This is a genomic window from Variovorax sp. PDC80, from assembly GCF_900115375.1.
Lineage (GTDB): Bacteria > Pseudomonadota > Gammaproteobacteria > Burkholderiales > Burkholderiaceae_C > Variovorax.
Window position 1 is genome coordinate 39,774 of the sequence record NZ_FOWG01000004.1, and the last position, 13,573, is coordinate 53,346.

The 13,573-nt window shown below is 67.7% G+C and carries 11 protein-coding genes; 7 read left to right on the top strand and 4 right to left on the bottom strand.

From position 1 onward, the window contains the following. Positions 1 to 25: 25 nt before the first annotated feature. Positions 26 to 1,075 carry an SPFH domain-containing protein gene (locus BM109_RS13605; RefSeq protein ID WP_093343552.1) on the bottom strand — a complete coding sequence of 350 codons (1,050 nt, stop codon included), beginning with the start codon at positions 1,073 to 1,075 and terminating at the stop codon, positions 26 to 28. 180 nt (positions 1,076 to 1,255) lie between these two features. Between BM109_RS13605 and BM109_RS13610 the strand changes: the two genes are divergently transcribed. The 4 genes from BM109_RS13610 to BM109_RS40750 all read left to right on the top strand — a co-directional run bounded on the left by BM109_RS13610 (position 1,256) and on the right by BM109_RS40750 (position 4,934). Further along, positions 1,256 to 3,604 (top strand): NADP-dependent malic enzyme, encoded by a 2,349-nt coding sequence (locus BM109_RS13610; protein WP_093343554.1) that lies wholly within the window; start codon positions 1,256 to 1,258, stop codon positions 3,602 to 3,604. Positions 3,605 to 3,805: 201 nt separating this feature from the next. Further along, positions 3,806 to 4,222 (top strand): guanyl-specific ribonuclease, encoded by a 417-nt coding sequence (locus BM109_RS13615; protein WP_093344141.1) that lies wholly within the window; start codon positions 3,806 to 3,808, stop codon positions 4,220 to 4,222. Between the two features lie 50 nt (positions 4,223 to 4,272). After that, positions 4,273 to 4,698, top strand: coding sequence for a barstar family protein (locus tag BM109_RS13620; protein WP_093344142.1), 426 nt, complete (start codon positions 4,273 to 4,275; stop codon positions 4,696 to 4,698). Further along, positions 4,677 to 4,934: a hypothetical protein gene (locus BM109_RS40750; RefSeq protein ID WP_143129161.1), complete on the top strand. Its 258-nt coding sequence runs from the start codon at positions 4,677 to 4,679 to the stop codon at positions 4,932 to 4,934. Before BM109_RS13620 ends, BM109_RS40750 begins: the two co-directional genes overlap by 22 nt. Positions 4,935 to 5,039: 105 nt before the next feature. Here the strand turns inward: BM109_RS40750 and rsmA are convergent, their stop codons facing one another. Genes rsmA through BM109_RS13635 form a run of 3 tightly spaced genes read right to left on the bottom strand, consistent with a single transcriptional unit; the run spans position 5,040 to position 9,864 of the window. After that, positions 5,040 to 5,807 carry a 16S rRNA (adenine(1518)-N(6)/adenine(1519)-N(6))-dimethyltransferase RsmA gene (rsmA, locus tag BM109_RS13625; RefSeq protein ID WP_093343555.1) on the bottom strand — a complete coding sequence of 256 codons (768 nt, stop codon included), beginning with the start codon at positions 5,805 to 5,807 and terminating at the stop codon, positions 5,040 to 5,042. A gap of 10 nt (positions 5,808 to 5,817) precedes the next feature. Beyond that, positions 5,818 to 7,230: a peptidylprolyl isomerase gene (locus BM109_RS13630; RefSeq protein WP_093343557.1), complete on the bottom strand. Its 1,413-nt coding sequence runs from the start codon at positions 7,228 to 7,230 to the stop codon at positions 5,818 to 5,820. Positions 7,231 to 7,251: 21 nt separating this feature from the next. Then, the gene (locus BM109_RS13635) at positions 7,252 to 9,864 is read right to left on the bottom strand and encodes an LPS-assembly protein LptD (protein ID WP_093343558.1); all 2,613 of its coding nucleotides are present in this window, start codon (positions 9,862 to 9,864) and stop codon (positions 7,252 to 7,254) included. A gap of 235 nt (positions 9,865 to 10,099) precedes the next feature. Here BM109_RS13635 and BM109_RS13640 point away from each other — a divergent pair, with 235 nt between their 5' ends. The 3 genes from BM109_RS13640 (at position 10,100) to BM109_RS13650 (ending at position 13,517) form a co-directional block, all read left to right on the top strand. After that, positions 10,100 to 11,218 carry an aminoglycoside phosphotransferase family protein gene (locus tag BM109_RS13640; protein ID WP_093343560.1) on the top strand — a complete coding sequence of 373 codons (1,119 nt, stop codon included), beginning with the start codon at positions 10,100 to 10,102 and terminating at the stop codon, positions 11,216 to 11,218. Positions 11,219 to 11,305: 87 nt separating this feature from the next. Next, complete coding sequence (locus tag BM109_RS13645) at positions 11,306 to 12,040, top strand: 16S rRNA (uracil(1498)-N(3))-methyltransferase (RefSeq protein WP_093343562.1); 735 nt, start codon at positions 11,306 to 11,308, stop codon at positions 12,038 to 12,040. A gap of 109 nt (positions 12,041 to 12,149) precedes the next feature. Next, a complete protein-coding gene (locus BM109_RS13650) occupies positions 12,150 to 13,517 on the top strand; it encodes a M20/M25/M40 family metallo-hydrolase (RefSeq protein ID WP_093343563.1) in 1,368 nt (455 codons plus the stop codon). The last annotated feature ends 56 nt before the right edge of the window (positions 13,518 to 13,573 follow it).

Sequence of the window (13,573 nt, forward strand, 5' to 3'; positions counted from 1 at the left end):
GCGCTATACAGAACATAGCGCCGGGTCAGACCAGCTTCTTGAGCAGTTCGACCTTCTTGGCGTCGAACTCTTCCTGGGTCAGGATGCCCTTGGTCTTGAGTTCGCCGAGCTTCTCGAGCGTGGTCATCACGTCGTTGGGGTTCACCACCGCCACCGCCGGCTGCTGCTGGGTCGCGGCCGCCTGGGCCGCCGCGTTCGGGCTCAGGCCCTGCGCGAGGTTCTGCGCCAGCACCTGGCCGAGCGCCACGCCGGCGCCCAGGCCCATCGCGTCGCCCGCGATGCCGCCGCCGTTGGCGGCACCCTCGGCGAACTTGGGGATCGCCTGCGCCGTCTGGTACTGCATGAACTTGCCCATGTCGTTGCCGACCATGCCCATGCCGATCTTCTGGTCGAGGATCTTCTGCAGTTCCTCGGGCAGCGAGACGTTCTGGACCGTGATGTTCTCGAGCTTGATGCCGATCTTGGCGAACTCGGGCACCAGCTGGGCCGCCAGCGCCTGCGCGAACTGGATCTGGTTGGCCGCGAGGTCGAGGAAGGGCACGCCGCTGGAGGCGATGGCGTTGCTGATGTTCTGCAGCACCAGGCCGCGCAGCTGGCCGTCGAGGTCGGCCACGGTGTAGGTGTCGCGCGTGCCCGAGATCTCGGTGTGGAACAGCTTGGCGTCGCCGATGCGGAACGAGTAGTTGCCGAAGGCGCGCAGGCGCACGGCGCCGAAGTCCTTGTCGCGGATGGTGATGGGCTGCGGCGTGCCCCACTTCTGGTCGACCTGCTGGCGCGTGCTGAAGAAGTAGACGTCGCTCTTGAACGGGGACTCGAAGAGCTTGTCCCAGTTCTTCAGGTACGTCAGCACCGGCAGCGTCTGCGTGCTGAGCTTGTACATGCCGGGGCCGAACACGTCGGCCACCTGGCCTTCGTTGACGAACACCGCGACCTGCGACTCGCGCACCGTCAGCGAGGCGCCGTTCTGGATTTCCATTTCCGCCATCGGGAAGCGCCAGGCCAGCGTGCCATCGCCGGACTCGGTCCACTGGATGATGTCGATGAACTGTTTCTTGATGAAATCCATCAGGGCCATGGCTGCGCTCCTCTAGAGGGTTTTTGTGCGGACTTGGCATATTGCCACAGCGACTTGACCGCGGACCCGTGCTTTTGGTCATTTTGGTCATGGCTGCACCCTGGCCAGGCGTCATAGTCCGTCATCGTCCGAGGTCTACAATCGGCGCCCCCAGAAGAAGCGCCTCAGGAGCAACGGCACATGTCTGACACGACCCCTTCGTCATCCTCGACTCCCTCGCCCGAAGACAAACGCGCCGAACTTCGACGTGCCGCCCTCGAGTACCACGAGTTCCCGGTCCCCGGAAAGATCTCGATCGCCGCGACCAAGCAGATGGTCAACCAGCGCGACCTGTCGCTGGCCTACTCGCCCGGCGTGGCCGCGCCCTGCGAGGAAATCGTCAAGGACCCGGCCAACGCCTTCAAGTACACCGCGCGCGGCAACCTCGTGGCGGTCATCACCAACGGCACCGCGGTGCTGGGGCTCGGCGACATCGGCCCGCTGGCCTCCAAGCCGGTGATGGAAGGCAAGGGCGTCCTGTTCAAGAAGTTCGCCGGCGTCGACGTGTTCGACATCGAGATCGACGAGAAGGACCCCGCGAAGCTGGTCGAGGTGATCGCCGCGCTCGAACCCACCTTCGGCGCGATCAACCTCGAGGACATCAAGGCACCCGACTGCTTCTACGTCGAGCGCGAGCTGCGCAAGCGCATGAAGATCCCGGTCTTCCACGACGACCAGCATGGCACGGCGATCACCGTGGCGGCGGCCATGCTCAACGGCCTGAAGGTGGCCGGCAAGGACATCGCCGACGTGAAGCTCGTGACTTCGGGCGCGGGTGCCGCGGCGCTGGCCTGCCTGAACCTGCTGCTCAAGGTCGGCCTGAAGCGCGAGAACGTGTTCGTGACCGACCTGGCCGGCGTGGTCTACGAAGGCCGCACCGAACTGATGGACGACGACAAGCGCCAGTACATGCAGAACACCACGGCGCGCACGCTGGCCGAGGTGATCGAGGGCGCCGACGTGTTCCTCGGCCTGTCGGCCGGCGGCGTGCTCAAGCCCGCGATGGTCGCCAAGATGGCGACGCGCCCGGTGATCTTCGCGCTGGCCAATCCGAATCCGGAAATCACGCCCGAAGACGCGCGCACGGTGCGCGACGACATCATCATGGCCACCGGCCGCACCGATTACCCGAACCAGGTCAACAACGTCCTGTGCTTCCCGTACATCTTCCGCGGTGCGCTCGACTCGGGCGCGACCACGATCACCGACGAGATGGAGATCGCCGCGGTGCACGCCATCGCCGAGCTGGCGCAGGCCGAGCAGAGCGAGCGCGTGGCGGCGGCCTACGTCGGCGAGAAGCTGTCGTTCGGCCCCGAATACCTGATCCCGAAGCCCTTCGACCCGCGCCTGATGATGAAGATCGCGCCGGCCGTGGCCAAGGCGGCCGAGGAAAGCGGCGTGGCGCTGCGTCCGATCAAGGACATGGACGCCTACCGCGACAAGCTGCAGAGCTTCGTCTATGCCTCGGGCACCACCATGAAGCCGATCTTCGACGCCGCCAAGCGCGCGCCGAAGAAACGCGTGGCCTATTGCGAGGGCGAGGAAGAACGCGTGCTGCGCGCGGCGCAGATCGTGGTCGACGAGGGCATCGCGCGCCCGACGCTGATCGGCCGCCCGGCCATCATCGCCCAGCGCATCGAGAAGTTCGGCCTGCGCCTGAAGGAAGAGCTCGACTACGACGTGGTCAACGTCGAGCAGGACCACCGCTACCGCGACTTCTGGCAGACCTACCACCGCATGACCGAGCGCAAGGGCATCACGGTGCAGGTCGCCAAGATCGAGATGCGCCGCCGCCTCACGCTGATCGGTGCGATGCTGCTGCACAAGGGCGAGGTCGACGGCATGATCTGCGGCACCTGGGGCACCACGCTGATCCACCTGCATTACATCGATCAGGTGATCGGCAAGCGGCCCGGCGGCTGCGCCAGCACCCCGCAGGACGTGCCGGTGTATGCCTGCATGAACGGCCTGCTGCTGCCCGACCGCCAGGTGTTCCTGGTCGACACCCACGTCAACTACGACCCGACGCCCGAGGAACTGGCCGAGATCACGACCATGGCGGCCGAGGAGATGATGCGCTTCGGCCTCAAGCCCAAGGCGGCGCTGCTGTCGCACTCGAACTTCGGCACCAGCAACGAGCCGAGCGCGCTGAAGATGCGCAAGACGCTCGACCTGCTGCGCGTGCAGGCGCCCTGGCTCGAGGTCGATGGCGAAATGCACGGCGACGTGGCGCTCGACAGCAAGCAGCGCGCGGTGGTCATGCCGCACAGCGCGCTGGCCGGCGATGCCAACCTGCTGGTTTTCCCGAACATCGACGCGGCCAACATTTCCTACAACCTGCTCAAGACGGCGGCCGGCGGCAACATCGCGATCGGCCCGGTGCTGCTCGGAGCGGCCAAACCTGTGCACATTCTCACGGCGAGCGCCACCGTGCGGCGCATCGTGAACATGTCGGCGCTCACGGTGGCCGACGCCAACGCAGAACGTTAAGCTTTAGCAAGCATTTCTTCGAGAGTGGACGCCAACTTATGGCGTCCCTGTCAAGCCCTCGATGCTGCTCAAACTTTGGGCAGTCGCTTGCTATTTTCGCCAGCGTGGTGCACACTCGCGGGCTTGGATTTGCGGGTTAACCCCAAGGTTGATCGCTGATCCGAACCCCCCGCTCTTTTCTTGTGGTGCCTCTTTATGGCGATGGCGTCTTGCGCCTCGATCACGTCCTCTGTCGCTAAGTTTGCGCTCACCGGCTTCATGCTGGCAGCGCTGGCGACGACGGGGGCCGAGGCCCGCGGATGGTTCGGCGCCGGGAATTCCACCGCCCAGGAAACGATTGCGCTGGCCGAGCTGCCGGTGCAAGGCCAGCGTACCTACGAAGCCATCCTGAACGGCGGTCCCTTCCGGTACGACAAGGACGGCTCGGTGTTCGGCAATCGCGAGCGGCTCCTGCCCTCGGCCCGGCGCGGCCACTATCGCGAGTACACGGTGAGCACGCCCGGATCGCGCGATCGCGGTGCCCGGCGCATCGTGTGCGGCGGCGAGAAGCGAACGGCACCCGAGGCCTGCTGGTACACGGCGGACCACTACGCGAGTTTCAGACGGATCACGCCATGAGCGACGACAACGACTTGAGCGGCGCACCGAAGCGCCCCGAAGAAATGATGATGACTATGGAAAGACCAGCGGAGATGACTTTATCCCTTCGTGCCGTACGCCCGAACATCGTGCAATCGATTCGCGCGTTCCGCGTGAGCGACCTGCAGGACGCCGCCAATGCGGCGGGCCAGCACTTCCTGTATGCCAACCTCGGCAACGCACAGACCAAGCAGGACGTGCTCGACCTGATCGCCCAGCAGTTCACCTTTCCGGCGCACTTCGGCAAGAACTTCGACGCGCTGTACGACTGCATGACCGATCCGTTGCATAAATCGGGCCCGCAGCCCGGTTTCGTGATCGTTCTCGAACAGATCCCGGCCAACGGCAAGTTCGACAAGGAAGCGCGCGAGCAGCTGCTCGACATCTTCCGCGACGCGTCGGACTACTGGGGCGACCGCAAGGTGCCCTTCCGGTGCTTCTATTCTTTTCTGTAGCCCGTTCTGCACAAACCAGCCAAGCAGAACGGGCGAACGAGGCCCAGCCGACCAGCGCGGCAACCCTCGATGGCATCCAGATCGACCCGGCGACCGTCCCCCCCGCGGTGACGGCCACCGCGACCGACGAACCCACCGGCGAAAAAATGCCGACCGACAAACTGGTCGACGTCTCGCCGCTCGCCTTGCGCATGAGCAGCCCGTTCAACGCGGGTTACTGGCTCGCCGCGGCGTAATCAAGAAAGAAGCGCTCGCCGGACGCGTTCCGGCACCGCAAGAAAAAACCCGTCATCGACGGGTTTTTTCGTTTCTCTCGCGGCCCGCGCAACGGCTCGGCCGCTTCAGCCGAGTCCCGGCGTCTGCGCCAGCGCCACGTACTGGTCGACCGGCACTTCCTCGGCGCGCCGCTGCGTGTCGAATTCGCCGGCGAAGCCGTGCTCGTCGAGCCATTTGCCGAGCGTGTGGCGCAGCAGCTTGCGGCGCTGGCTGAACGCGACCTGCACGATCTCCTCGAGCCGCTTCGCATCGACCGCCGGCGGCGCGGCCAGCGGCACCATGCGCACCACGGCGCTGTCGACGCGCGGCGGCGGATCGAAGCTCTCGGGCGGCACGAACAGCACGTTCTCCATCTCGTAGCGCCACTGCAGCATCACGCTCAGGCGGCTGTAGTCCGAGGTGGCGGGCCGCGCCACCATGCGGTCGATCACTTCCTTTTGCAGCATGAAGTGCTGGTCGGCCACGAGGTGGGCATAGCCCAGCAGGTGAAAGAGGATCGGCGTGGAGATGTTGTAGGGCAGGTTGCCGACCACGCGCAGCGCGGTGGTCGGCACCCTCGCCGCCAGCGCCGCGAAGTCGACCTTGAGCACGTCGGACTCCACCACCTCGAGCTGCGGATGGCTGCGCAGCCGCTTGGCGAGGTCGCGGTCGAGTTCGATCACGGTGAGCCGGCCGAGCCGCTCGACCAGCGGCTGCGTGAGCGCCGCGAGGCCGGGGCCGATCTCGACCATGGGATCGCCGGGCTGCGGCGCGATCTCGCGCACGATCGCGTCGATGATGCCGCCGTCGGACAGGAAGTGCTGGCCGAAGCGCTTCCTGGGAATGTGCGCCATCGTGTGTCGATCAGGACTGCGGGGGCTCGCGGAACTCGACGTAGGCGCGCGCGCGCACTTCCTGCGCCCAGGTGTTGAAGGCTTCCTCGGTGCGCTGGTCGCGCAGCACGGCCCGGGCGGCTTCGCGCTGCTCGTCCTGGCTCGGCTTGACGTTGCGGCGCTCGAGCACCTGGATCAGGTGGACGCCGAAGCGCGACACCACGGGATCGCTGATCTGCCCCGGCGCGAGGCGGTTCATGGCTTCCTCGAACTCGGGCACGTACATGCCCGGGCGTGCCCAGCCGAGGTCGCCGCCGTCCTTGGCGCTGCCGTCCTGCGAGTTGTCGCGCGCCAGGCTGGCGAAGTCGACGCTGCCGCCGCTGGCCTCGATGCGCCGCTTGAATTCGGCCAGCTGCGCCACCGCCTGCTCGGTGGTGCGCTTGGGGTCGTTCTGCAGCAGGATGTGGCGCGCATGGGTCTGCGTGACCACCGCGTCGGCCGAGCCGACCTGTTCCTTGGCGATCACCTTGACGACGTGGAAACCGGCGGACGAGCGCACCGGCCCGACGATGCCGCCCACGGCCGTGGACTGGACGGCCTCGACGAACAGCGGCGGATAACGGTCGGCCGTGCGCATGCCGAGCGCGCCGCCATTGGCGCGATCGGGGGCGTCGGAATTGCTCTGCACCAGCTTGGAGAAGTCCTCGCCGGCGCGCGCGCGCTGCGCCAGGCCCTGGGCCTTCTGCTGCGCCTGCGCCACCTGCGCGTCGGTGGCGTTCTCGGGCACGGCCACCAGCAGTTGCGCGAGGTTGAGGTTCAGCATGGACGGATCGCCCTTGCCGCCGCTGTTGCGCTGGTCCTGCAGGAACTGGTCGGCTTCGGCGTCGCTGACCTTGACCTTCGAATCGACCTCGCGGCCGCGCAGGCGCGTGAGCAGGAGCTGGTCGCGCAGGTCGTTGCGGAAGGCCTGCAGGCTGATGCCTTCGGCGGCCACGCGCTGGCGCAGCTCGGGCAGGGTCAGCTGGTTTTGGCGCGCGACGGTCTGTTCGGCCTGGTCGATGGCGATCTCGTCGACCTTGATGCCGGTTTCCTTCGCGAGCTGCAATTGCGCGCGCTCGGAGATCAGCCGCTCGAGCACCATGCGTCCGAGTTCCGGGCGCGGCACGCGCTCGGCGTCGGGGTTCTCCTGGATCAGCCGCTGCACGCGGGTCAGCACCTCGGTGTTGGTGATCGGTTCGGAATTGACCAGCGCGACGATGAACTCGGCCGAGCGCTGCACCGGCGCGGCCGGCGCGGCGGGCCGGGCGGCCGGCGGTGCCAGGCGCGGACCGGCGCGCATGATGTCGGTGATGCCGCCGCCGGAGCGGAAACCCTGCTGGGCGCCGGCAGTTGCGGCCAGCGCGGCGAGGCAGGCCAGGCTGAGAATGGAACGGATGTGTTTCATGGCGTTGCTCGGTCTCTCGTCTCAGTCGTAATTGGTGAAGCGGCTCGGCCCTTCGACCGGTGTGCGCAGGGGCTGGTAGCGTTGGATGTTGGTGCGCAGCGCCTGCATCGGGCTCGAGCCGACGGCCGCGAAACCGACGAATTCGAGCTGGAACATGATGCGGGTGTTGGCCGTCACCTGGCCGGTGGTGATGCGCTGCAGCACCACGCGCCCGATCCAGCAGCAGCCGTCGTATTCGACGCCGAGGACGCCGTCGGTGAGCTTGCGGTCCTGCAGGTCGTAGTTCAGACGACCCACCGCGTACCAGCGTCCGCCGCCCTGGCCCTTGCCGGGGCCGAGGTCCTTGCCCTTGTCGCCCCAGAAGTCGTTGAGCGGCCATTGCCAGCCGACGTCGATCGACTTGCTGCCGTCGTTGACGGTGGTGGTGTTCGGGTTGAGCGCCTTGGCCGCGAGGTAGGCCTCGCTGGGCGCCTGGTAGCGCAACGCGATGTTCACGTTGTGATAGGGCGCCGGGTTGTAGCGCGCGCTGATGGCGCTGCGCGTGGACTTGCGGGTGTCGGGGTTGTACTGGATGACCGTGTCCAGGCTCCACTTGGGCGTCCAGTTGATCTGGCCGCCCAGCAGCAGGTCGCTCGCACGATCCGTGACGGGGTTCGCGCCCGGCAGCGTGACGCGCTGGTCGGAGAAGCGCAGGCGCTGCGCGACGCCGAAGCGCGCGGCCTCGACACCGGTGTCGGGGTCGATCAGCCGCGAGGTCACGCCCGTGGTGAGCGTGTTGGTGTCGGAGATGCGGTCGTTGCCCGAGAACGCGTTCTCGGTGTAGATGGTCGCGAAGCTGAAGTCGTTGGCGGCCGTGTCGTAGTTCGGCAGCTTGCTCTGGTCGCGGAAGGGCGTGTAGACGTAGTAGGCACGCGGCTCCAGCGTCTGGCGGAAGGCGCGGCCGAAGAAGCTCGCGTCGCGCTCGAAGATCAGGCCGCTGTCGAGGCTGAAGGTCGGCACCGTGCGGTTCGACGATGTGGACCAGAACACCGGTGAGCTCGGGTCGTACGGAATGCCGTTCACGTACTGCACGCCGTTGAGCGTGAGCTTCGGGATGTCGGCCTGCGGCACGTAGTAGCTGTAAGTGGTGGCGTGCAGCTGCACCTTCGGGATGACGAAGGTGCTCGGCGTGATGAAGGGCCGGCTCAGCGCCGCCACGGCATACAGGCGATCGCCATCGGGCTGCGACTGCTGGACCGCGTCGTAGCCGGGCTGGCCGGAGGCGATGCGGTTGACGCGAAAGCGCGTGTAGTCCGTGGTGAACGAGAAGTCGAAGCCGCCCCAGTCGTACTTGTTGTAGTTGGCCGTGATCTGCGGCATCCGGTCGTACGACGGCACCACCGGCGCCAGGCTGTACTGCAGCGTCTGGTAGCGCAGCGCGCGCACCACGCCGTTCCAGTCGCCCTTGCTCCAGTTGAGCGTGGCGTCGTTGGGCAGCAGGCGCTGCGACAGCGTGGGCGTGCGGGTGAAGTCGCGCCAGTAGTCGTTGTCGCTGACGCGGTTGATGTTGATGGAGGCCGAGAGCGAATCGAGGCCGAGCGCCTTGGCATCGAAATCCTGGCGATGGTTGGCCCAGATACCCCAGCGCCGGGAGCCGGGCTGCCGCAGGTCGAGGTCCTTGGCCTGGATCTGGCCGCTGGCCAGCTGCTGCAGCTGTGTGGCGCGCGCCTCGTTGAAGCGCTGCCCCACCAGCCGGTCGCTGCCCATCAGGTCGAGCCGGATCGTGCCGTTGTATCCCTTCTCGAGATAGCGGAATTCCGAACCCAGGTTGATGCCGCGCTTGGACATCAGCGTCGGCGTGATGGTGGCGTCGCGGTTCGGCGCGATGTTCCAGTAGTACGGCTGCGAATACTCGATGCCGTTGGTGTTGTCGATGCCGATGGTGGGCGGCAGCAGGCCGCTCTTGCGCTCGTTCGACAGCGGGAAGCTCATGCTGGGCAGCGCCGGCGTGGTGATGCCCATGAAGCTCAGCCGCGCGTCCTTGGCGACGCCCACGTTCTCCTCGGTGTCGGTGGTGAGCGAGGCGGCGGTCAGGATCCAGGCGGGCATCCAGCCGGGGAAGTCCTCGCGGCGGCAGGTGGTGTAGGTGGCCTGGCGCGCGACCGACACGTTGGTGTCGACGAAGTCGATGCGCTGCGCGTCGCCGTGCCCGCCATTGGCGAGGAAGGAGTAGCGCACGTTGTTGAAGAAGCCCTCGAAGGTCTCGAGCTTGAGCTCGAGCTCGGGGCCTTCGTAGACGTTGCCGGCCTGGTTGACGCGCACGTTGCCCGTGGCACGCGCGCGGTCGTCGGGCTGGTAGTACTCGAGGCGGTCGGCGGTGATGGAAGTCTCGCCGCGCCGCAGGCTGGCATTGCCTTCCACCACGGTCTCGAGATCGGGCCGGCCCGAGATGCGGTCGCCGCTCACGAGGCTGGGCAGCTGGCTGCGCAGCAGCGGCGGAATGGTCTCGGCGAGCTGGGGCGTGCGCTTGAGCGTGAGCGGGCCGTCGAGGCCCGTTCCCTGCGCCGACGCGCCATGCGCGTGCAGCAGCGCCAGCGTCAGGAGGGCCAGCGGCAGCGGCGGGCCGGAACGGCGCACGTCGACTCGTCGGCTCATCAGGCCTCCCGCCGATCCGTTCCGAGAAGAGCCCGGCGTCCTCCCGAGGAAGGCAGCGAGCGCACAAGGTGCCAGGCGTCGGGGCATGGATTCGTAGGCATCGGTTCGGACAAAGGAAACGTCGGGGGAGGCGGCGCGGCAGGCCGGCCGGTTGCAGGAGCCGGCGGCGAACCGGTCCGATCGGGCGCCGATCGCAGAGGTTGCCGTGCCAGGCGGTTTGTAGAATCGATTATCCATGACAGCACCCCCGCCCCCGGCCTCCACGGCCCCAGCCCTCCATGGGGCCATTTCCTGGACTGATCCGCAACGGGCCGAAGCGTTCCGGGGTTGGCTTGCCGGCATCGCGACGGCGCATCGCCTGTTGCCCGACACCGTGCGGCTCGCCTCCGCCGATGCGAGCTTCCGCCGCTACTTCCGCGTCGACGGCACCGGCCCCGAGGGCACGCGCATCGTGATGGACGCGCCGCCCGACAAGGAGAACAGCGCGCCCTTCGTCCAGGTGGCGCAGCTCATGGCCGAGGCCGGCGTGCATGCGCCGCGGGTGCTCGAATGGGACCAGGCCCACGGCTTCCTGCTGCTCGACGATCTCGGCCGCCAGACCATGCTCGAGGTGCTCGACCCCGAGCAGCCCGACACCAGCCGCCCGCTCTACGACCAGGCGATCGACGCGCTGATCCGCTGGCAGCTCTCGTCGAAGCCCGGCGTGCTGCCGCCCTACGACCGGGCGCTGCTCGAGCGCGAGCTGTCGCTGTTCCCCGAGTGGTACCTGGGCCGCCACCGCGGCGTCGCCATCGAGGGCAAGCTGAAGGAACGGCTGGAGCGCAGCTTCAAGCTGATCGTCGACAGCAACCTCGCCGCGGCCAGCGTCTACGTGCACCGCGACTTCATGCCGCGCAACCTCATGGTGGCGCCGGGCGACACGCTGGCCGAGCGCGCGAAGACGCCGCTGGGCGTGCTCGATTTCCAGGACGCCGTGTACGGCCCGATCACCTACGACATCGCCTGCCTGATGCGCGATGCCTTCCTGAGCTGGGACGAGGAGTTCGTGCTCGACATCACCGTGCGCTACTGGCAAAAGGCCCGCAAGGCCGGCCTGCCGGTCGACGAGGACTTCGGCGCCTTCTACCGCGCGGTCGAGTGGATGGGCCTGCAGCGCCATCTCAAGGTCGCGGGCATCTTCGCGCGACTCACGCTGCGCGACGGCAAGCCGCGCTACCTCGCCGACACGCCGCGTTTCATCGCCTACATCCGCGCCACCGCCAGCCGCTACAGCGAACTCACGCCGCTGCTGCGGGTGATCGACGAGGTCGAGGGCACGACCGCGACCACCGGCTTCGCCTACGGCCGGGTCTGATCGCTGAAGAAGCGCTGAACGGAATCTGAAGAAAGAGACGCTGTATCGCCCATGCAACATGGGAATGCAGCTACGAATCTCATAGCAATGCCGCGTTTTCACTGCTCCGTTCCACTGCATGCCGGCGCCCCGCTGGCGCTGCCGCCCGGTGCCGCGCGCCACGTGCAGGTGCTGCGGCTGCAGCCCGGCGATGCCATCACGCTGTTCGATGGCAGCGGCGGCGAGTACGCGGCCACGGTCGAGCGCATGGGCCGCAGCGAGGTCAGCGTGGTCGTCGGTGCGCACACGGCGCGCGAGAGCGAGGCGACGCGCGCCGTGCACCTGGCAGTCGGCATGCCGGCCAACGAACGCATGGACTGGCTGGTCGAGAAGGCCACCGAGCTCGGCGTGGCGAGCATCCAGCCGCTGGTCACGGCGCACGGCGTGCTGCGGCTGGCCGGCGAGCGCGCCGAGAAAAAGCGCGCGCACTGGGAGGCCATCGCCATCGCGGCCTGCGAGCAGTGCGGGCGCAACCGGGTGCCGGTGATCCATCCGGTGCGGCCGTTTTCCGGCTGGCTCGATGCGGCGCCGGATGACGACGGGCACGGCCCGGCACTGCGCCTCGTGCTGAGCCTGGCCGAGGGCACGCGCGCGCTCGGCGATGCGCTCGCGCAGGCCGGTGGCGACCCGGCCGCGGTGCAGGTGCTCAGCGGCCCCGAGGGCGGCCTGAGCGGCACCGAGGAGGCCGAGGCCATCGCGCGCGGCTTCGCGCCCGTGACGCTGGGCCCGCGCGTGCTGCGCGCCGAGACCGCCGCGCTCGCGGCGCTGGTGCGACTCGCCTGAGCCGGCGGCCCGCATCCTCCTGGGTGTTTTCCGCGACGCGCGAGCGCGGGCCTTTCGGAACAATGGGACTCCACGTTCCATTGCATCGTTTCCAAAGGATCTTTCGCCCATGCATCGACCGCTTCGCGCGCCCAGGCTCGCCCCGCTGACCTTCGCCGTCGCACTGGCGGCTTTCGGCACCGCCCAGCTCGCCAAGGCGCAGAGCGCGCCGGTGGCACCCACGCCGGCGCAGGTGAGCCCCGAGGTCGACCGGGCCTACACGCAGCTGATGGCCGCGCCCGCGATCCAGAAGCTGCTCGAGGCGGTGAAGGCGGACCACGAGCGCACGGTGGAAGAGCTGAAGACGCTGACCGAGATCGAGGCGCCGCCGTTCAAGGAACAGAAGCGCGCCGAGGCCTTCCTCGCGCGCATGAAGGCCCTCGGGCTGCCGGATGCGCGCATCGACGCCGAAGGCAACGTGGTCGGCCTGCGCAAGGGCACGGGCCACGGTCCGAAGCTGCTGGTCTCGGCCCATCTCGACACCGTGTTCCCGGCCGGCACCGACGTGAAGGTCAAGGAGCGCGACGGCAGGCTCTACGCGCCCGGCATTGCCGACGACACGCGCGGCCTGTCCGTGCTGCTGTCCTGGCTCAAGGTGCTCAACGAGAACAAGGTCCAGACGCAGGGCGACCTGCTGTTCGTCGCCAACGTCGGCGAGGAAGAGCTCGGCAACCTGCGCGGCATGAAGGCGATCTTCCGCGACCACCTCGACATCGACGGCATGGTCGGCCTCGAACCTTCGCCCGACGGCCACGTGCTGGTGCTGGGCACCGCGAGCCATCGCTACGAGGTGAACTTCAAGGGCCCGGGCGGCCACAGCTTCGGCGCCTTCGGCCAGGTGCCGAGCGCGATCCACGGCATGGGCCGCGCCATCGCCAAGATCGCCGAGGTGCGCACGCCGAGCTTCCCCAAGACCACCTTCACGGTCGGCACGGTCGGCGGCGGCACCTCGGTCAACACCATCGCGCCCGATGCGCGCATGGCGATCGACATCCGCTCGGACGACATGGCTTCGCTGCTCGAGGCCGAGAAGAAGATCCTCGCCACGCTAGACGAAGCGGTGGCCGAGGAGAACAAGCGCTGGAACGTGAACACGCTGAGCGTGAGCACCAAGCTGATCGGCGACCGGCCCGGCGGCCGCACGCCGACCGACTCGGTGATCGTGGAGGCAGCGGTGCGCTCGAACAGCGCCTTCGGCCACAAGACGCTGCTGCGCGGCGGCAGCACCGATGCCAACGTGCCGATCTCTCTGGGCATCCCCGCGATCATCATCGGCGGCGGCGGCAAGTCGGGCGGATCCCATTCGACCAACGAGTGGATCGACGTGACAGATGGATGGAAAGGCGCGCAGAATTCGCTGGTCACCGTGCTCGGCCTGGTCGGCGTTCCGGGCGTGAGTCCGGCCCTGCTGCCCAAACGCGCGGCACGTACCAAGTAATTTGTCACGTTGTAAGCCGAAAGTCAGCAAGCAAGATTTCGGCAATATTCCACCGC